The sequence below is a fragment of the Arthrobacter sp. P4_H3 genome (assembly GCF_056400885.1).
In genome coordinates this window covers 14,703-33,932 of sequence record NZ_JBFUKK010000028.1, presented here as the reverse complement: position 1 = coordinate 33,932, position 19,230 = coordinate 14,703, and the positions used below count along the sequence as shown (strand labels likewise).

General features: G+C 67.5%; 19 protein-coding genes and 1 riboswitch. Of the genes, 10 read left to right on the top strand and 9 right to left on the bottom strand.

Features of this window, described 5'->3' with window-relative positions; genetic code table 11:
- Positions 1 to 201: 201 nt before the first annotated feature.
- The 8 genes from AC1DRE_RS23215 to AC1DRE_RS23180 all read left to right on the top strand — a co-directional run bounded on the left by AC1DRE_RS23215 (position 202) and on the right by AC1DRE_RS23180 (position 7,655).
- A complete protein-coding gene (locus AC1DRE_RS23215) occupies positions 202 to 1,302 on the top strand; it encodes a LacI family DNA-binding transcriptional regulator (protein WP_476986842.1) in 1,101 nt (366 codons plus the stop codon).
- A 93-nt stretch (positions 1,303 to 1,395) separates the two neighbouring features.
- The gene (locus AC1DRE_RS23210) at positions 1,396 to 2,010 is read left to right on the top strand and encodes a hypothetical protein (RefSeq protein WP_476986841.1); all 615 of its coding nucleotides are present in this window, start codon (positions 1,396 to 1,398) and stop codon (positions 2,008 to 2,010) included.
- A 50-nt stretch (positions 2,011 to 2,060) separates the two neighbouring features.
- Positions 2,061 to 2,126: riboswitch (guanidine-III (ykkC-III) riboswitch) on the top strand.
- A 9-nt stretch (positions 2,127 to 2,135) separates the two neighbouring features.
- Positions 2,136 to 2,459: a DMT family transporter gene (locus AC1DRE_RS23205; protein ID WP_476986840.1), complete on the top strand. Its 324-nt coding sequence runs from the start codon at positions 2,136 to 2,138 to the stop codon at positions 2,457 to 2,459.
- Positions 2,459 to 2,815, top strand: coding sequence for a DMT family transporter (locus tag AC1DRE_RS23200; protein ID WP_476986839.1), 357 nt, complete (start codon positions 2,459 to 2,461; stop codon positions 2,813 to 2,815). Before AC1DRE_RS23205 ends, AC1DRE_RS23200 begins: the two co-directional genes overlap by 1 nt.
- 81 nt (positions 2,816 to 2,896) lie before the next feature.
- A complete protein-coding gene (locus AC1DRE_RS23195; RefSeq protein WP_476986852.1) occupies positions 2,897 to 3,526 on the top strand; it encodes a nucleoside/nucleotide kinase family protein in 630 nt (209 codons plus the stop codon).
- A 188-nt stretch (positions 3,527 to 3,714) separates the two neighbouring features.
- Complete coding sequence (locus AC1DRE_RS23190; protein ID WP_476986838.1) at positions 3,715 to 5,907, top strand: putative bifunctional diguanylate cyclase/phosphodiesterase; 2,193 nt, start codon at positions 3,715 to 3,717, stop codon at positions 5,905 to 5,907.
- 65 nt (positions 5,908 to 5,972) lie between these two features.
- On the top strand, positions 5,973 to 6,983 hold the full coding sequence (locus tag AC1DRE_RS23185) for an aldo/keto reductase (RefSeq protein WP_476986837.1): 1,011 nt from the start codon (positions 5,973 to 5,975) through the stop codon (positions 6,981 to 6,983).
- 21 nt (positions 6,984 to 7,004) lie between these two features.
- Positions 7,005 to 7,655, top strand: a complete 651-nt coding sequence (locus tag AC1DRE_RS23180; RefSeq protein ID WP_476986836.1) for an MBL fold metallo-hydrolase — start codon at positions 7,005 to 7,007, stop codon at positions 7,653 to 7,655.
- Between the two features lie 91 nt (positions 7,656 to 7,746).
- On the opposite strand, the gene AC1DRE_RS23175 is transcribed toward AC1DRE_RS23180, so the two are convergent.
- From AC1DRE_RS23175 to AC1DRE_RS23140, 8 genes are all read right to left on the bottom strand, one after another.
- A complete protein-coding gene (locus AC1DRE_RS23175) occupies positions 7,747 to 9,654 on the bottom strand; it encodes a DEAD/DEAH box helicase (RefSeq protein ID WP_476986835.1) in 1,908 nt (635 codons plus the stop codon).
- 273 nt (positions 9,655 to 9,927) lie between these two features.
- Complete coding sequence (locus tag AC1DRE_RS23170; RefSeq protein WP_476986834.1) at positions 9,928 to 10,173, bottom strand: ferredoxin; 246 nt, start codon at positions 10,171 to 10,173, stop codon at positions 9,928 to 9,930.
- Complete coding sequence (locus AC1DRE_RS23165; protein ID WP_476986833.1) at positions 10,170 to 11,423, bottom strand: NADH-ubiquinone oxidoreductase-F iron-sulfur binding region domain-containing protein; 1,254 nt, start codon at positions 11,421 to 11,423, stop codon at positions 10,170 to 10,172. Before AC1DRE_RS23165 ends, AC1DRE_RS23170 begins: the two co-directional genes overlap by 4 nt.
- Positions 11,420 to 11,977, bottom strand: a complete 558-nt coding sequence (locus tag AC1DRE_RS23160) for a ferric reductase-like transmembrane domain-containing protein (protein ID WP_476986832.1) — start codon at positions 11,975 to 11,977, stop codon at positions 11,420 to 11,422. Before AC1DRE_RS23160 ends, AC1DRE_RS23165 begins: the two co-directional genes overlap by 4 nt.
- Positions 11,970 to 12,935, bottom strand: coding sequence for an FAD:protein FMN transferase (locus tag AC1DRE_RS23155; protein ID WP_476986831.1), 966 nt, complete (start codon positions 12,933 to 12,935; stop codon positions 11,970 to 11,972). The genes AC1DRE_RS23160 and AC1DRE_RS23155 overlap by 8 nt, the downstream gene beginning before the upstream one ends.
- Position 12,936: 1 nt before the next feature.
- The gene (locus AC1DRE_RS23150) at positions 12,937 to 13,215 is read right to left on the bottom strand and encodes a hypothetical protein (RefSeq protein WP_476986830.1); all 279 of its coding nucleotides are present in this window, start codon (positions 13,213 to 13,215) and stop codon (positions 12,937 to 12,939) included.
- A gap of 115 nt (positions 13,216 to 13,330) precedes the next feature.
- Positions 13,331 to 14,545 (bottom strand): sensor histidine kinase, encoded by a 1,215-nt coding sequence (locus AC1DRE_RS23145; protein ID WP_476986829.1) that lies wholly within the window; start codon positions 14,543 to 14,545, stop codon positions 13,331 to 13,333.
- Positions 14,542 to 15,210, bottom strand: coding sequence for a response regulator transcription factor (locus AC1DRE_RS23140; RefSeq protein WP_476986828.1), 669 nt, complete (start codon positions 15,208 to 15,210; stop codon positions 14,542 to 14,544). The genes AC1DRE_RS23145 and AC1DRE_RS23140 overlap by 4 nt, the downstream gene beginning before the upstream one ends.
- Positions 15,211 to 15,644: 434 nt before the next feature.
- Between AC1DRE_RS23140 and cycA the strand changes: the two genes are divergently transcribed.
- Positions 15,645 to 17,135: a D-serine/D-alanine/glycine transporter gene (gene cycA / locus AC1DRE_RS23135; protein ID WP_476986827.1), complete on the top strand. Its 1,491-nt coding sequence runs from the start codon at positions 15,645 to 15,647 to the stop codon at positions 17,133 to 17,135.
- Here cycA and AC1DRE_RS23130 read toward each other — a convergent pair.
- A complete protein-coding gene (locus AC1DRE_RS23130) occupies positions 17,132 to 18,589 on the bottom strand; it encodes an MFS transporter (protein ID WP_476986826.1) in 1,458 nt (485 codons plus the stop codon). The two genes, cycA and AC1DRE_RS23130, sit on opposite strands and share 4 nt — an antisense overlap.
- Before the next feature lie 108 nt (positions 18,590 to 18,697).
- On the opposite strand from AC1DRE_RS23130, the gene soxR reads away from it, so the two are divergent.
- On the top strand, positions 18,698 to 19,213 hold the full coding sequence (gene soxR, locus AC1DRE_RS23125; protein WP_476986825.1) for a redox-sensitive transcriptional activator SoxR: 516 nt from the start codon (positions 18,698 to 18,700) through the stop codon (positions 19,211 to 19,213).
- Positions 19,214 to 19,230 lie beyond the last annotated feature (17 nt).

The following is a 19,230-nucleotide window of genomic DNA, read 5'->3' as shown; positions in this document are numbered from 1 at the left end:
ACAACTCCTGGTGCTGTTGGATGGGCGGGCAAAGGCGGCCGTCCGCAATACCGGAAGCCCCGGAGCCACAAATTCGATCGATCAAATTTTGTGCGCTTAGATCGTCTCACACGTTACTGTGTGAGGGAAAGGCCTGCGTACTGAGCCCTTCACGGGATGCCTCCGACGCTGCCCGCCCAACACGAATCCCAAGGAGTCCGCTTGCCCCGGCCCACCCTCGCCAGCCTGGCCAGCGAACTTGCCGTGTCGCGGCAGACCATCTCCAACGTGCTGAATGCGCCGCACAAGGTGAAACCCGCCACCCGGGAGCGCGTCCGCGCCGCCATCGCGGCCGCCGGCTACCGGCCCAGTGCGGCCGCCCGCCAGCTGCGCACGCAGCGCTCCATGAACTTCGGCATGCGGCTCTATCCCGCCACGGACGGCATCAACGGCGCCGTCCTGGACCGCTTCCTGCACGCTCTCACCGAGGCGGCCCAGTCAGCGGGGTACAGGCTCACGCTGTTTTGCGCAGACTCGGACGAGGACGAAGTCCGCGAGTACGAACAGCTCCTGGACGTGGCCGGGCTGGACGGCTTCATCCTGACCTCCAGCACTCCTGACGACGCGCGGTCGCGCTGGCTGCAGGAACGCGGCACGCCCTTCGCCGTTTTCGGCCGGCCTTGGGATGCCGACGGACACCCCCTGGCGGCGGAACACGCCTGGGTGGACGTGGACGGCGCCGCCGGAACGGAAGCTGCCGTGAATATGCTGCTGACCCAGGGCCACTCGAGGATCGGCTTCCTGGGTTGGCATTCGGGCAACCCGGTGGGCGCCGACCGCCGCCACGGCTGGGAGCGCGCCATGACGGCTGCCGGATACGGCCGGGACGTGCCTGTCCTCGGTGCCGAGGCCGAAGACTCCGTTGCCGGCGGCGCCTCCGGAGCGGCCCTGCTGGCATCGAGGGGTGCCACGGCTGTGGTGTGTTCCAGCGACTCGCTGGCCCTCGGAGCCATGGAGAAGCTCCGAGAGGCACGGCCCGGCGCTTTCGCGTCCGGCCAGCCTGCCGGTCCGGACGGCCGGGCTGCGATTGTGGGATTCGACGACACTCCAGTGGCTGCCGCGCTGGGACTCTCCAGCGTCGCCCAGCCGGTGGAGGAGGCGGCGCGCCACATCATCCGCGTGCTGACGCACGAACTGGCAGCCACCCCCACGGCGGCCACCCCCTGTGATGCGACCCTCCCGCCGCCGGCGAGGCAGCTCCTCCTCGCGCCGCGGGTGGTGGAACGGATTCCGCTGCCGTTGGCGTCACCGGATTCGGAGTAAGGCGCCGGCCGGGACGGGAACCCGCCGGGCCTTGATCTTTCTACGGCGGTGCCCTAATGTCCCCAGCTACCAGGTGAATCCGTGGAGCCGATCATGCCCGAGAATGAGTCCGCACAAGCCTCGCCCGACGCCGGTCCCGCCCTCCATCGGACTGCGCCCCTCGTGCTGGTCGGCATAACGTGCGGGATTGCATGGGCCGCTGGATTCCGTGGCTACATGGTCGAACTCGCCGGCCCGGCATCCACCTTCGGCTGGTGGGGGACGTTCGGCGCGATCCTCCTGCCTGGAGCCACCGTCGGCGGACTCCTGGGCTGGGCTGAAGCGCTCCGGCGTGCGGGCGGCCGGCGGGCGTGGCGCTGGCTCGCCCTCGCGCCGCTCGCATTCGCCATCGCGCCGATGCTCATGCCCGGCGCAGTTGCGGCACTGCTCACGCAAGGCCTCGGCGGAGGCGCAATCGCCGTTGCCCTGATGGCGATCGGCGGGGGCTACGCACTGTCCCGCCGCGGGCCGCTCTGGGCCAGGCTCGCCTGCGGCCTCGTCAGCGCAGCCCTCGCCGCGGCACTCGCCCTGGCAGGACCCGGGATCGCCGGCCCCGCGCTCGCCATCACCGAACCGCGCGGCGCCTGGGTTGCGGTACTGGGGGCGTCGTTCATCGCGGTGCTTGCCCTCGCCTCGTCGATCCCGCACCGGCCCGCAGGCCGCCGGTGACCTTAACCACCAATGGTGGCCGCCCGGCGTCGGGCGTTGCTACGCTGGGATCAAGGTTCCCCTCCGGAACCTCCGGACGACGGTTCAGTACCCGGCACGCGACAAGACTGGCCAAAGGATCTGTCATGTCGTGGTTAATCCTCATTCTGTCCGGGGCGCTCGAGGCCGTGTGGGCCGCAGCGCTGCACCGCGCCTCCCGGGCCACAGGCCGCCGGCGCGTGCTCCCTCTGGTCGTCTTCCTGGTTTCCGTCATCGCGAGCACCGGCGGCCTCGCCATCGCGATGCAGTCCATTCCCACCGGCACCGCCTACGCCGTGTGGGTGGGTGTGGGTGTGGTGCTGACCTCCGCTTACGCGATCATCACCAAGGTGGAACGGGCGACGGCGGCTCGGCTGCTGCTGCTCGCCGGGATCGCCGCGTGCGTGGTGGGCCTGAAGGTGGTGGCGTAATGCTTAGCAAAAATTCGTCCGCATGGCTGATCCTGCTCGGTTCCGCCGTACTCGAGGCCGTCTGGGCCACCGCCCTGGGCCTGTCCGACGGCTTCTCCCAGGCGCTCCCCACCATAGTCTTTGCCGTCACTGCCACACTGAGCATGGTGGGACTGGGGATCGCAGTGAAGTCGATCCCGCTCGGGACCGCCTACGCGGTGTGGGTGGGCGTCGGCGCTGCCCTGACCGTCGGCTGGGCCATGGCCACCGGCGCCGAGCCTGCCAGTCCGCTCAAGCTGCTGTTCATCGCCGGGATTGTTGGCTGCGCGGCGGGGCTGAAGCTGCTGCCGCAGGCCCGCGGAGCCGCACAGCACTGACTGGCGTGCAGCACTGACTAGGCTGGTGTCATGGTGACATCTTCAGTGGACCCGGGCACTGCCCCACGGCTGGACCAAGCCATGCTCCGGCGTCCGGAGATAGGGGCGGCCGTGGCGGACCTCCGTGCCCGCGTCGCGTCCGGGAAGCGGATGCTTCTCGGCATCACAGGTTCGCCGGGGTCCGGCAAATCGACCTTCGCGGCTGGCCTGCACTCCCTCTTTGATGCCGGCACCGCCGTGGTGGTGCCCATGGACGGCTTCCACCTTGGCAATGCGATCATCGACGGCACGCCGCTGCGGCAGCGCAAAGGGGCAATCGACACGTTCGACGTCGGCGGTTACCTCTCGCTGTTGCAGCGGCTGGCGCGGCGGGATGAGCCCGTGGTCTATGCCCCGGAGTTCCGCCGGCAGATCGACGAGCCGGTGGCTGCGTCCATTGCGGTCCCGGCCTCCGTGCCGCTGGTGATCACCGAAGGTAACTACCTCCTGGCGGACCACCCCGTGTGGCGGCAGGTCCGGGCGCAACTGGACGAGGTCTGGTTCATGGACACTCCCCCGGACCTTCGCCTCGAGCGGCTGGTGGACAGGCACGTGCACTTTGGCATGGACCGGCCCGCGGCAGAGGCGTGGGCCGGCGGCTCGGATGAGGCCAACGCACGGCTGATCGAGTCCACCCGCCCTGCGGCCGACCGGGTCATTCCCTGGTCCTAGCGTTTCCGGTTCGTTCACTGCGCGTTCCCCGCAGCCTGTAACGGAGTTTTCCTGAAGTCTTTTTTCAGTGACACACCGCCCGGACCCCGTAGCCCTGTTAGCCTGCTCCTAGGATCACCGGACCATCAACGGGTCTCAGCCGGTGGCTGGGTCCCCCGGTGGCTCCTCGACGCAGAGGACAACAGCACATGGATGGGAACGCGCCGGGCAAGGCTTCGGGGCCGGTCTCCATACCGGCGGATACCGGCGTGGAAGGGCCCGGGCGCACCTGGAGCCTGCAGCGCGAATGGTCCAGGGCCTTCCTGCTCATGCTCGCGGCACTGCTGGTCGGGGCCGCGGTAACGATCGTGGGTGTGCGCGGCCTGATGGACCAGGTGCAGGCGACGTCCGCCCAGCTCCATCTCGAGCTGGACGAAGTGGAGGTGCTGCGTGCAGCCCTCGATGCCCACGAGCAGCAGGGCCACCAGCTTCTCTCCAATGCACCGGGCGACCGTTCGGCCTTCATCAGCCAACAGGAGGAGATCTCCCGCCTGTTCCAGGAAACCGCCACCCTCCTGCCGAGCGGGACGGGCATGCGGGAAACAATTGCCACTGCCCGCCAGTCATGGCAGGAAGCCTTGACTGCACACGGCCTGTGGGGCAGCCAGGTGCAGTCGCTCCAAGGCAATCATGTGGACGAGTCCCCGGCCTTCGCCGCAGCCAGCGCGGAAGTCCGCAAACAGGTGGCGGAGGTCCGGCACTACTCCCTGTTGGAGATGGACAAGGGACTCGCACACAGTGCAGAACTCGAACGGGTCCTTATCGTTGGGCGCAGCGTCCTGTTCGTGGTGGCGGTGGGAGCCACGGTGTACTTCCGCCGCAGGATGGTCAAGGACCTCATGCGCCCGGTGGAAAGCCTGCACAAGGGTGTCCGAAAGCTACGGGGCGGCAACTACGATCACCGCATCGAAGTGTTCCGCCGCGACGAACTCGGCGAGTTGGCGGAGGCCTTCAACGGCATGGCCGCCGCCGTCCACAACAGCCACGCGAACCTGACGCATCGCGCCACCCATGATCCCCTGACCGGGCTGGCCAACCGTGCGGCGCTGATGGAACGCCTCACAGAATCCTTTGGCAGCGGGAGCACCCGCCGGAACCGGAGCGAGGGACTTCTATTCATCGACATCGATGACTTCAAGGACGTCAATGACTCGCTGGGACATGAGCGGGGCGATGACCTGCTCGTCCAGCTGGCCGCGCGCCTTCTGGGCTGCGTGCGCACCCACGACCTCGTTGCCCGGGTCGGCGGGGACGAATTCGCGATAGTTGTGATGGACGACGACGCCGGTTCCATTACCGCGGGGATCGCAGAGCGGATCCATGAGGCACTGCGTGCACCCTTCTTCCTGGGCGAGGACCGGCGGACAGTCACTGCCAGCATGGGCGCGGCCCAGCGGCGGGCGGGCACCAGCGATGCGGCCGAACTGCTCCGCCAGGCGGACTTCGCGATGTACCTCGCCAAACATGGCGGCAAAGCCCGCTATCAGCTGTTTGATGCCGAGGGCTACGACCATATGACGTACCGCGCCGCCCTCAAACGAGACCTCGCCAGTGCGGTGACCGGCGGCCAGCTCCGCCTCGAGTACCAGCCGATCGCGGATCTGAACAGCGGGGAAATCCTCGGCGTGGAGGCGCTGGTGCGCTGGCAGCACCCCACCCTGGGACTGCTCGCCCCGTCCGAATTCATTCCACTGGCCGAGGAGACCGGCGACATCGACGCCGTCGGCTGCTGGGTGCTGGACACCGCATGCCGCCAGGCGGCCGACTGGCGGAAGGCCTTGCCGCAGTGCGAAAACCTCTGGATTGCCATCAACCTCTCAACCATCCAGCTCCCCAATCCCCGCAACCTGGCCGCCATCAAGGGCATCCTTTCCGACCCCGCAGCACAGGCGGACAAAGTGGTGCTTGAAGTCACCGAAACAGCCCTGGCGGGCAGCACTGACGGCGGCATCGCAGCCCTCAAAATCCTGAAGGATACCGGCGTCCGCGTTGCCATCGACGATTTCGGCACCGGATATTCCTCGTTGAGCTCGCTGGCCGTACTGCCGGCAGACATCCTCAAGATTGACCGTTCGTTCCTTGGGCGGCAGGCATCCGCGGCGCAATCGGCGGCGATGCTCGAAGGCATCCTGGGGCTGGCCCGCATGCTGTCCCTGGAAGTGATCGCCGAAGGCGTGGAGGAACCCGGGCAGCTGGAGCTCCTCCGTGCCCTGGACTGCCAGATGGGGCAAGGCTACCTCCTGGCACACCCAGGGTCCGCCGAGGCGATCGAGGCACTGCTGGCAACAGGAGCCCGCCTTCAGACCGGCCCGGAAGCGCTTGAGGAAGCCCTCGATTCCTGAGGAATACCGGCGTTCCCGCCGCGGTTGTTGGCAGGGAAACGGACTCACAGCGAACGGAGCGCATCATGACTGCACCATCAGTCCACCTCGGCGACGGCCTCACCGTCAGCCCCCTGGGATTCGGCGGCATGGCCCTCACCCCGGTCTACGGCGGAGTGGACCAGGGCGAGGCGCTGCGGACCCTGCACCATGCGGTGGACGCGGGCGTCAGCTTCATTGACACCGCGGATATCTACGGCGGCGGCAGCAACGAGGAACTGATCGCCAATCTGCTGAAGGAACGCCGGAACGAGGTCCAGCTGGCCACCAAGTTCGGGCTCGTGGGCACCCCCGGCAGCGGTTACACCGACGTCCGCGGCGACCGCGCCTACATCCAACAAGCGGTGGAAGCCAGCCTCCGCCGCCTGGGTACCGACACCATTGACCTGTACTACATGCACCGCCGGGACCTCCGCGTTCCGATTGTGGAAACCGTGGAGGCCATGGCGGCGCTGGTGCAGCAGGGCAAGGTGCGGCACCTCGGCCTGTCGGAAGTGACAGCCGAGGAGCTGCAGGAGGCCAGCAGCGTCCACCCCATCGCCGCGGTCCAGAGCGAATGGTCCATCTGGAGCCGCGATGTGGAACGCAACGTAGTTCCCGCGGCAGCCGCGCTTGGGGTGGGGTTTGTGCCCTATTCGCCGCTGGGCCGGGGATTCCTCACCGGCACAGTGGACGCTTCAAAGCTCGGGAGCGGCGACTTCCGCCGCAATATCCCGCGCTTCGCTGCCGACGCCGCGGATGCCAACCAGGGAGTTGTGGCCGCCGTGCAGGCTGTCGCCGACGAGCTGAGCGTTGCCGGGCGGGCTGCAACTCCCGCCCAGGTGGCGCTCGCCTGGCTGTTTGCCCAAGGCAAACGGCTCGGCCTTCCTGTCGTGCCCATTCCGGGCACACGCAGGGCGGAACGGATAGACGAAAACCTGGGCGCCTTGGCGCTCAACCTGACCCCGGCGCAACTGGAGAGGCTCGGCTCCGCCGCGGACGCCGTCGTCGGCTCCCGCTCTGCGGACCCCAACTGGGTGTCCCAAGGCCGTGAATAGGGCTTCCGTAGACTGAAGCCCATGGATTCCCTCATTCACGACCTGCGTGACATCACCATCCGCCGGATTTCGGTCAGCGAGATGGACAATAACGTGTACTTGCTGACCAGCAAGGCAACCGGCGCCCAGCTCCTGATCGATGCGGCCGATGATCTGGCCGCCATCCAGGAGCTGCTTGCCGATGCTGCCGCGGATACCTCCGCGACGCCGAAGCTGGCGCTGGTTGCCACCACCCACCAGCACTGGGACCATGTCCGTGCACTGCCGGGCCTGGTCGAGGCCACCGGGGCAAAGACGGCGGCCGGGACGGATGATGCCCCCGAGCTGCCGGTCCCGGTGGATGTGCTGCTGGACCACGGGGACGTGGGCAACTTCGACGGGTTCGATGTGACCGCCGTGCACCTCCGGGGACACACCCCGGGGTCCGTGGCTCTGGTGTACCAGGACCCGGAAGGGCAGGCGCACATCTTCTCCGGCGACTCGCTGTTCCCCGGAGGCGTGGGCAACACGCAGAACGACCCCGAACGGTTCGCCCAGCTGATCACCGATGTGAGCGAGCGACTGTTTGACGTGTACCCGGATGACACCGTGGTGCATCCGGGCCACGGCAAACCCACTACCCTCGGCGCGGAGCGCCCGCACCTTGGGGAGTGGCGCGCCCGCGGCTGGTAGCGCAGGGTTAACAACCGATCGAGTGCTCCGCAACTGCCGTTATGAACCCTCTAAACGGCGGTTACGGAGCACTCGATGTAGGTTAAGGGACTTAGCGGCTGCGGCGTTCGTTCGACGCCGGAGCTGACGCGCGGCGGGGACCGCCGCTGCGTGCCGGACGGCCTTCGCCGGAGCGGCCGTTGCCGCCACCGGAGTAGGATCCTCCCGAGGTGCCGCCGGTGTTGGAGGACCAGACTGCAGCATTGCCGCCGGCTGAGCCGGACTTGGCGCCGGCAGCGGCGCGCTGGCCCGTTGCCGGACGTCCGCCGCGCTGGCCACCCGTTGCTGCGCCGGTGCGGGGAGCACCGCCGGTGCGGGGTGCGCCACCGCGGGGTGCGCTGGTGCGGGTTGCGCCGCCGCGGGCGTCGCCACGGGCGTCTGAGGCACGTGCGTCAGACCCGCGGCCGGCCGATGCACGGCCGCCTGCTGCGGGAACATCGTTGTGGTGCGAGTATGCGGTGGAACGGCCACGGCCGCGTGCGTTGCGGCGCTCGGCGCGCTCGGCGTCGGCGCGGTCCTGGTTCTTCTCGGCAACGCGCTCGGCGGCGTTGCGGGCAGCGGCCTGGCCCTCGTAGGCCACGGCACGGCGCTCGGAACGCGCAAGATCCGTGCGGGGAGCCTCGGCTCCGACGCGTCCGCGTCCGCCACGTCCGCCTCGGCCGCCCGCGGTGGGCGCGGCCTGCGTTGAACGGCGGGCGCGCTTGCGCTCGGCGTTTGCACCGGTGGAAGTGCCGCCGCCCTGGTTGGACTTGGCGGCCAGCAGTGCGGCGCGGGTGCGCGGATCGATCTTGTCGGCCATTTCGCCCACCAGTTCTGCAACCAGGGGTGAGTTGGCGGTGACGCGCTCGAAGTTGACCTCAACGCCGGCAGCCTTCATCAGCTTCTTGACGTCGGACTGCTGCTCCGGGAGGGTCAGCGTGACCACGGTGCCGTCGGAACCGGCGCGGGCCGTACGGCCGGAGCGGTGCAGGTATGCCTTGTGCTCGGTGGGCGGGTCAACGTGGATAACCAGTTCGACGTCGTCCACGTGGACGCCGCGGGCGGCGACGTCGGTGGCGACCAGGACGCGGACGTCACCGGAGGAGAACTCGGCGAGGTTGCGGTCACGGGCGTTCTGCGAGAGGTTGCCGTGCAGGTCGACGGCGGGGATGCCGGCGTCGGTGAGGGTCTTGGCAAGCTTGCGGGCGTGGTGCTTGGTGCGCATGAAGAGCACGCGGCGGCCGGCACCCGAAGCGAGCTCAACGATCAGCTGCTTCTTGACGGTCTGGTCGTTGACCACCAGCACGTGGTGTTCCATGGTGGTCACCGCGGCCTGCGGGTCATCCACGGAGTGGGTCAGCGGGTTGGACAGGTAGCGCTGGACGATCTTGTCCACGCCGTTGTCCAGGGTGGCGGAGAAGAGCAGGCGCTGGCCCTGGCTGGGGGTCATGTCCATGAGCTTCTTGACCACCGGCAGGAAGCCGAGGTCGGCCATGTGGTCGGCCTCATCGAGCACGGTGACCTCGACGGCCTCGAGGGTCAGGATGCGCTGGCGGATCAGGTCCTCCAGGCGGCCCGGGCAGGCAATGACGATGTCGACGCCGGCGCGCAGCGCCTTCTCCTGGCGGGCCTGGGAGATACCGCCGTAGATGACGGTGGTGTTCAGGCCCATGGCCTTGGCCATCGGCTCGATGGTGGCGTTGATCTGGGTGGCCAGCTCGCGGGTCGGCGCAAGGACCAGGCCCATCGGGCGGCCCGGCTTGCGGAAGTGCTTGGCTTCCCGCTCAGCGAGTCGTGCAACAAGCGGGATGGCGAAGGCAATGGTCTTACCGGAGCCGGTGCGGCCGCGGCCGAGGACGTCGCGTCCGGCCAGGGTGTCAGGAAGGGTCTTGACCTGGATGGGGAACGGTTCAACGATTCCCTGGGCGGTCAGCGTGTCGGCGAGTGCTTTGGGCGTGCCGAGGGCAGCAAAAGTTGTCATGTGTTTCAAAGGTCTTTCAGGCGGTATCCATGCGGATATCGGCCCCCGGTGCCGGTTGGCCCAGGGGTTCGCCGAAGAAAAGTCAGGTGATCAACCGGGCTGCTGCCAACCTTGCGGCGGCGGAAGCCGGGACCAAATAGAACGCGTTCATCGACGCAGGATGTGCCTCTCACATGAAAAAAACCCACTCCCTGCCGGACAAATCCTTCGGGGGATCCGGTTGATGAACCGAATCAAAGTGGGCATCACTGCACATCAAGTTCCATCAGTCTATCATCTGGCGGGCCGCCCACTGGACCCGGCACCGCCATCCACCACCCGGAGGGCCAGCTTGGGGCAGAGCTTGACGGCCTCGTCGGCCGCCTCCGCATCGTTCCGGCCGATCGCAATATCCGTGCGGTCGCCGCGCCGGGCCACCGGATAACCCCAGTCGTCGCGCCCCAGCAGCCCGGGCAGCAGCTCAGTGCACAGGCCGCGGCCGTCGCACTTGGTCCAGTCGATGTGCAGGGTCCGGCTCATGCGGCCCTCCCGTTCACGGTTGTGCAGGTGCCGGCCAGGTGCGCTTTGATCTCATCGGAGAAGACGTCCAGCGCACTGCCGATCAGTTGGATGGTTCCGTCCGGATGGTGGCAGGCTCCCCTGCCCGCGACGAGCCTGCCCAACCGTTCGAGCTCCCTTACCAGCCGGGGGTCCCGTTCACGGTAGGCGATGCGGCTGAGGACCCCGGCCATCGCCGGCAGTCCGAACATGCAGGGGCCGCACTGCCTTGCGGACTGCCCCGCCAGGTAGTCGACGATCGCGGCTGTGGTCTCCAGCCCGCAGTACCCGGCGGGGAGTACATGGAAAACACCCGCGCCCGGGCGAACCACATGGCTGGCCGGCCCGGAACTGGACAGCTTGTAATCAAGGGACTTCACCCAGCGGCCGTGATAGCCACCAACCAATACCGCCGCTACGTTGGCCGCATTGATTTGGGAGCTGTGCAGAATCTCCTCAAGCGATGCGTTCCCTGCCACCTCCAGAACCTGGTCCGGGCCCTCGCCCGACACGGAAATCAGCCGGGTGCCAGGGTCGTCAGCGGACCCCACGCCCCGGAACCAAGCTGCCCCGTAGCGGGCGATTAGGGCTATATGCGCCAGCGTCTCCACATTCAGAACCAGAGTGGGGCGGTTCTTGAGGCCGGATTCGCTCAACCGGCGCCGTTTGTCGAACGGCAGCGCAGAACCCGTAGCGATCGCGTTGACCGCGGCGCTTGCCTCCCCCGCGATGAACCGGTCCGGAGCTTCCGTCAACCGGATCCCGCAGGCGGCCGGCCGCTCGGAAATGGCCCGTTCCAGGACGGGCAAACTGGGGGCCCCTGCGTATAGATACAGCCGCGAGCCGCCGACGGCGCGTGCGGCCGCCAACAGCCCATCGATCACGAGATGCGGGGCCTCGGCGAGCAGCGTCTTGTCCTTGAAGCTGAGCGGTTCTCCCTCGGCGCCATTGCCAATGACAACGGGCCGCGGCGCGAGGATCCCCGCAGGCCGGGATTGCGCCGTTGCGGCCATCTTGCGCCACGATGCGAAGGCAGCGCCGCCCCGCCCGGTCAGGCCCGAGGCTTCCAGCTCGCTGACAAGTTCCGGGCCCACGCGGTCTATGTCCAGCGGACCGAAGGTTTCAAGATGGCGCGCGTGGCCAGCCTCAGTACCCGCGGCGAAAAGCCGAAACGCGCCGAACGGCGCACGCCACCCGGTGGACTCAGGGAGCGCGGTCTCCTGGAATGTCATCGCAGGCCTCCTTCGCGGGCTTTGGCTGTTTCGAGGAACGTGGAAGAGAGGCGCCAGATGACCGCACCCCCGACGGCTGCCACGGAAGCGACGGCCAGCACCAGGAACCATTTGCCGGTTCCATCCGTCCCGTTGCCGATGGCATGCGCCAACGCGATGGGCCACATGGCGTACGTGAGCCAGTGGACGGCTTTGAACGTGCGTTGACCGATCCGGTGGCGCAGGAGCCCCGTGACGACGATGACGGCCACAAAATCCAGAGCAACGGTTCCCAGCCCCTGCCAAAACGGCTGGTATGCGCCCAGGAAGGGAACCAGGACGTCGATGACGTTGAGCTTGGCGTAGGAATCGAGCAGGAGCGAGCCCACGTGCAGGCCCAGGAATACGGTGGCGAGCAAGGCGATATTGCGGTGAAGCAGCGCGATGGAAAACCGGGGAAGCACCAGCAGCGGGCGGCCAGAGCGGTTCAGGATGCCCAGCAGCACGGAAAAAGTGAACAGCGCCAGGGAAATCAACCCGCTCACGCGGCCAAAAGCCCAGAGAGCCTCATCCATTGGCTTCGCCTCCCGCGATCGCATGCTGTTCCGCCGCCTCCGCCGGCCAGCCGCCCGTGTGAATGGTCCGCCCGTGCCTGTCGACGAAGCGCGCGGGGATGCCTTCGCGCCGGAACCAGTCCACTGCGGCATGGCCGCGGACCACCCCGGCCGTGCTGTAGGCGTTGGCCTCAAGGCAACTCGGGGCCGCCACGGTGACCGAGCGCCACACCGGCTCCGCCGGCAGGCCGAATCGGGGATCAAGGATGTGATGAACCTGCGACCCGGCGTGCTGCCAGCGGCGTTTTTGAGTGCTGGAGGTGGCCATGGCGAACCCGGGCGCCAACGTTGTCTGCTGGGCCGGGTCCGCCTCGAGGTCCTGGACTATGACCTGCCAGCCGCCCTGGGGGGCCGGGCCGGCGGTGGCGAGGTCTCCGCCCAGGCAGACCAGGACTCCGCATCCCAGCTCGGCGTAGACCCTGGCCGCGGCGCTGTCCGCTGCGATCGCCTTGGCGGTGGCGCCAAGGTCCAGCCGGATATCCGCAGGGACCGTAATGGTCTGTCCGCGCACGCTGACGCGCCGCCATCCCTCGGGCCTGCGGGTAGTCCGGCTGCCAGCCGTCCCGGGCCCGCTGGAGGCAGCCGCATCCGGGGACAGCCGGACGCTGACGATGTCCCGGTCATAGCCCAAAGCATCCAGGTCCCGCCCCAAGGTGGGGTCGACGTCACCCCCGGTCACAACGGCGGTTTCCAGGGCGCGTCGGACCAGCAGTGCCAGCAGCGGGCTGGCTTCCGCGCCCTCAGCAAACCGCGGCTGGAGTCGTGACAGTTCCGAGTCGGCCCTGAAGCGGCTGCAGGCATCATCCACGTCCGCCATCACCGCGCGGACCAGCCGGTCGGCGTCAGTGATCGCATCGGGGCGGGTAACGGTGACGGCGGCCTCAAGGCCCCAGACCGTCCAAGACGAGTGGGCTTCCATGTCAGGATCCTGAAGAATTTCCGTGGACCGCGCCCCCGCTGCCAGGCTGGACGGGGCTCACCCTGGAATAACTCTTGCCGGGACGGGTGTCGCGTGTGGCGCCACTGCTGGAACTGGCTCCGCTGCCGGAATCGGTGGAGGTGGTGGTGCCGGTCGACTTCGTGGCCGCTGTGTTGGCATATACGACGGCGGACGCCACCCCTGCCGTGGCCAGGCTGCCCAACGTGGCCGCAGTAGTGATACCAATGGCCAGCCGTTTGCCGTTGCTTCGAATGTTCATGGCCTGTTCCACCTGCCTTTGACGTGAATGCCGTTAAATCAATCGTCCTCGCGGATTCTTTGTGATTTCTTAGACATTCCTGTCAGTCGGCTTTTGCGGTCAGTCTGGTCTGCCCTCAGGCGAGCGGCAGCGTGACCACCACGGCGGCTCCGCCCGCGGGGCTGGAATCAACGCCCACCCTGCCCTTATGGAGCGTGACGATCTCAGCCACGAGGGCCAGGCCGAGCCCATAGTGCCGGGACACACCCTCTTTTCCCGCGTCCGCACGTGAAGAGGCGAATCGCTCAAAGGCCCGCGTGTCGAAGCCTGGCGGAAAACCGGGCCCGTCATCCGCAACCCGGATGACGGCCTCGCGGCCCTGGGTGCTGACCTGGACTGTGACAGTGCTTTTTGCGTGGTCCAAGGAGTTGGAAATCAACGCAGTGAACACGCGCCCCAGGGACACTTCGGAGCCGCGTACGGTCACGGGCACGGAAGGGAACTTCGATTGCAGCAGGATGGACCGTTTCTGCGCCTCCGCTGCGGCCAAGGCAGCCGCACCAGCCCCAATGCTGCCAAGATCTACCGGCTGGTAGTCAGCCGCGGCGCGGGGATCGGCCGAGATCAGCAGATCGTCCAGGATTCCGGTGAGGAGCTTTGAATCCTCCACAATGCGCTCCACGCCGTCCGCAACTTCCTCGGGACCCGGCTGCACGCCCGGACGGGTCAGTTTCCTTCGCAGCATCTGCGCCCGGGTGCTCAGCAAAGTCAACGGGGTGCGCAGTTCATGGCTGGCATCGGCAACGAACCGGCGCTGCAGGGCCAGGCTCTCGGCAAGCGGGCGCAGGGCCCTGCCGGCCATCCACACGGATATCAGTGCGGCAAGGACGGCGGCCGCCGCCCCGGTGGAGGTCATGGCCAGAACCAGCCGCTCTGCTTCTTCCTGGCTCTCATGGCTGTCCACCGCGGCCTGGGCCACCCTTCCGTCGTGGAAGGCGGTCAGCACTGCATAGCTCCTCCCTGCAACTTGACTGGTCCCCGTTTCGCTGCGGTGCGATGCCAGGACGCGGTTGATGGCGGAGGTATCGGGAAGCCCTGCGGGCATGTTGCGCGATACCGTCAGCTTGCCATTGTTGAGTATGGCTACGAAGACGTCCAGCGGGGCGTCCCTGGGCGAGTCGATCAAGGTGGCGGCCGCCAGTTTCCGGTTGTCCGACTCGCGGGCTCCGGTGGTGACAACCGAATACAGCAAGCCGCCCATGAGGGCAAGAAGGGCCACGATGAGCGCCGTGAACTGAATCGCCAGCCGTGTCACGGCACGCCTGAATTCGGACTGGTCCCGCGTGGTCACCGGAGCTCACCAAGCCGGTAGCCCATCCCCCGGACGGTGAGCACGGACTTCCGTCCCAGTTTCTTGCGCAGGTAGTGAACGTAGGTGTCCACCACGCCGTCGTCGTCGGCATCGGGAAACACCGCGGCCCGCAGCGCCTCCCTCGTGAAAATCTGCCGCGGGCGGCGGCCCAATTGGGCCAAAAGTCCGCTTTCCCGCTCGGACAGGACCACCTCCGCGCCGCTGCCCAGTGTGACCGTGCGGCCGTTGATGTCCAGCATGCCGCCGGGGACCGGCACCGAATCCGCGTGTGTGGAGTGCCTTCGCAAGAGGGACCTGAGCCGCGCCAACAGCTCGTCGATGTCAAAGGGTTTGCCGAGATAGTCTTCGGCCCCGCGGTCCAGGCCCTCCACCCTATCGGCGGGGTTGCTCAGAGCCGACAGGATCAAGGCGGGCGTCGAAATTCCCTTATTGCGAAGCCGGCCCAGGACGTCCAGCCCTTCGATGGCCGGAAGTCCGCGGTCCATCAACAGGACGTCGAAAGATTGGCTGAGGCCTTCGTGCAGAGCACGCTGTCCGTCCGCCGCCAGGACCACCTCGTATCCTTCGCCGACAAGTAACTCCCGCAACATCGAAGCCAGGACGGCGTCGTCTTCCACCAGCAGCACTTTCGGGCCGTCGCTCATGCTGTGAAGTATAGGTCCGCCGCACGGAGCCATTGTTAAGTCCAACAACGGATTACGATTGATGCTTTGACGCTCGACGTTTGTCGAGGAGCAATAAACACGGACAGCGGCGCATTAGCCCTTGCCGGGACACGGAACGGGGAGGCTCCGCCATGGCCGCTCAGCCCGGCAACGTGCCGATGAACGCCCTTTCCCAGCTTGACGGCGAGGGGCACCGTGCCGGGCCAGCGCCGGCGGAATCCGGTCGATACCCCGAACGGAAAGCATTCCTGCCCCGCCGGGAAAGGCCGCAAAGTTGCCCCTAGTCTTAAACCACACCCCCAACTGTTACCTCCGTCACATTGTGGCGGCTCCGTGCGGATGGCGGTGCGGCTGCCTGCTCCCAGAGCAGTCAGCCAGCAACGCAGTCCGCCTGTGACAAGGAAAGAGCACTGATGTCTGAACGCACCACAACGGTTGCCAGGAACACTGCAACGGAACCAACCAGCGGAGGCCACAGCCAGGAACCGCACCTTGCCCGAGCTCTGAGCAACCGCCACATCCAGCTGCTGGCCATCGGCGGCGCCATCGGAACCGGCCTGTTCATGGGCTCCGGCAAGACCATTTCCCTCGCCGGCCCTTCCGTCATCTTCGTCTACATGATCATCGGCTTCATGCTGTTCTTCGTGATGCGGGCGATGGGCGAAATCCTGCTTTCCAACCTGAACTACAAGTCCTTCAGCGACTTCGCCGGAGACCTCCTGGGTCCGTGGGCCGGGTTCTTCACCGGCTGGTCCTACTGGTTCTTCTGGGTTGTCACCGGAGTGGCGGACATTGTGGCGATCGCCGGCTACGTGGACAAGCTCGCCCCCGGCACCCCGCTATGGATCCCTGCGCTCCTCACCCCCGTGGTGCTGATCCTGCTGAACCTCCCCACCGTCAAGGCCTTCGGTGAGGCAGAGTTCTGGTTCGCCATCATCAAGGTGGTGGCCATCGTAGCGCTGATCGGCACCGGCATCGTGATGATCGCAACGAACTTCACCTCCCCCAACGGCGCTGTGGCCAACCTGGCCAACATGTGGAACGACGGCGGCATGTTCCCGCACGGCATGTTCGGCTTCATCCTCGGGTTCCAGATCGCCATCTTCGCCTTTGCCGGCATCGAACTCGTGGGCACCGCAGCGGCCGAAACCAAGGACCCCGAGAAGAACCTGCCGCGGGCCATCAACTCCATCCCCATCCGCGTCCTGCTCTTCTACGTCGGCGCGCTGGTGGTCATCATGGCGGTCAACCCGTGGCGGAGCATCGACGCCGCGAGCAGCCCCTTCATCGGCATGTTCACCCTGGCCGGCTTGGGCATCGCCGCAGTGGTCATCAACCTGGTGGTCCTCACTTCCGCGGCCTCCAGCGCCAACTCCGGCATCTACTCCACCTCGCGCATGGTCTACGGCCTGGCCCAGGACGGCAACGCCCCGAAGGCCTTCGGCAAGCTGAGCATCCGCAAGGTTCCGCAGAACGCCCTGCTGTTCTCCTGCATCTTCCTGCTGGCCGGCTTGGTGCTGCTCTACTCGGGCGACTCCGTCATCGGCGCCTTCACCGTGGTCACCTCGGTCGCCTCGGTGCTCACCATGTTCGTCTGGTCCATGATCCTGGTCAGCTACATTGTGTTCCGCCGCCGCCGGCCCGAACTGCACGCAGAATCCGCCTTCAAGATGCCCGGCGGCACCTTCATGCCCTACGTGGTGCTGGCGTTCTTCGTGTTTATGCTCGTGGCGCTTGCCCAGGCCGACGACACCCGCCTGGCCCTGTTCGTGGCGCCCCTCTGGTTCCTGATCCTGGGCGCGGCCTGGCACTTCAACCGAAAGACGCCGCTCCAGCAGGCACGGATCGCAGAGTGGAAGGCTGAGTCTGATTCGGACAAAGCAAAAGTCAGCACCATGAGCTAGGACGTTCGACGCGCCGCAACCCGCGGCGCCACAACCACAGCGACGACGGCGATGGCGGCCGTGAGGGCGAACACTCCCGCAAAGGAGGCGCCCGACACCCCGCCCGCCGTCGTCGTTGCGGTTAAGGCCGTGAACACAATCCCGGTGGTGGCCAGGGCCAGCGCGCCGCCGAGGGAATCGGAGATGGACATGGCGGAACTGTTGAAACCCTCCGTCTCCGGCGTGGACATGGCCAGTGTCATGACGCTCAGGCGCGGATACATCAGCCCCATGCCGCCGCCGGCGAAGATCCAGCCGACTATTGCGACGGCAGCCGGCCACCCCAGCACGGTGGTCACCAGGGCAAGGACGACGGCGGCCAGCACCATCGCGGAACCGATCACGATGGCCAGCCGGTGGTTCAGCTTCGTACCGAGCCTGCCCTGGACCGCGGAGGCTCCGGCCCAGGCAATGGCACCGAACGTGAGGGTCAGCCCGGCGAAGGTGGGCGAATAGGAGTAGCGCTCCACCAGCAGGTATGGCAGGTAGACCTCCGCTCCGAAGAACGCCGCCGAGACCAGCCCGCGGGCCAGGATGACGCTCGGCAGCCCTCGCCGGGCCAGCAGGGTGCCGCGGGGCACCAGCGGGCGCACCGCGACCAGTGCAATCACGACGGCGGCCGCGGCCACCGCGCCGCCGGCCACCGGTAACTGGGCGGAGAGGTTCAGCCCGAGAACGGCGAGCGCCGCGAGGGCAGCCCAGGCGAGCCGGCCGTAGGACCACCGCTTGGGATTCGCACTAGCTTCCGGCCCGTCAGTTTTTGCGGACGCCTCTACCGCTGCCGGACGGCCGTGCAGCCCGCGCAGCGCCGGCACGATCATCAGGAGTGCCGGAACCACCAGCCCCACCACGCCCAGGAAGACCCAGTGCCAGCTTGCCGCCTGCGCCACGATTCCGGCGGCGAAGGGGCCCACCAGGGACGGAATCACCCAGGCCGCGGAAAAGGCGGCGAAGATCTTCGGGTGCAGCACCGGAGGGTAGACGCGTGCCACCACAACGTACAGGGCCACGGTCATGGCGCCGCCGCCCAGTCCCTGCACCAGCCGGCCGGCCACCAGGACGGCCATGCTTCCCGCGGTGCCGGCGATCAGCAGGCCCAGCACGAACATGGCCACCGACGCGTAGAGCGGCCCGACCGGCCCGCGGCGGTCCGACCAGTTGCCGGCCGCCACCATGCCGATCACACCCGTGGCGAGGGGGCCGGCAAAGGCCAGGGCGTAGAGCCCGGCGCCGTCCAGCTCACGGCTGACCAGCGGCATGATGGTGGTCACCGCGAGGGATTCGAAGGCGGCCAGGAACACCAGCGCGCACGCGCCTGACGTCACCAGGAGATAGTGGCGGTGCAGGATTCCTGCGGTCGCCGGGGCGGATGCTGGGGCGCTTCGTTGCACGGTGGTGGCCTGATCAATAGTCATGGACGTTACCGTAGGACCTCAACTAAGGTTGAGGTCAAGGTGCCGCCCGGGATGCGGAAATGACGCTCGGCGTTCGGTTACAGCGTTCGGGAAACCCTAGGGGGAAGCATGCCACAGCTTGCCGGCGGAGCACACCATGCCCTGAGCATCGGTGAGTTGTCCGAACGGAGCGGGGTGGCGCCGTCGGCCCTTCATTTCTACGAACGCAGCGGCCTGATCTCCTCCGAACGGACCTCCGGAAACCAGCGGCGGTATCGCCGCGACGCCTTGCGGCGTGTCGCGTTCATCCGGGTCTCCCAGGGGGTCGGCATCCCGCTGAAGGAGATCCGGGCGGCCCTGGATTCCCTGCCTGAAGGCCGGACCCCCACCAAGCGCGACTGGTCCCGGCTTTCGCGGCTGTGGCGCTCGGAACTGGACGCGCGCATCGCCGCCCTGGAGCATCTGCGGCGCGACCTGGACGGGTGCATCGGCTGCGGCTGCCTCAGCCTGAAGGCCTGCCGGCTGCAGAACCCGCAGGACACGCTGGGCGACGGCGGCACGGGCCCCCGGCGCTGGGAACCCGACTCACGCGACCCTTACACCGGAGACCCTGGCGCCGCGGCCTCCGAAGGTCCGGACGCCTAGGCGTCCGGTCGCACCCG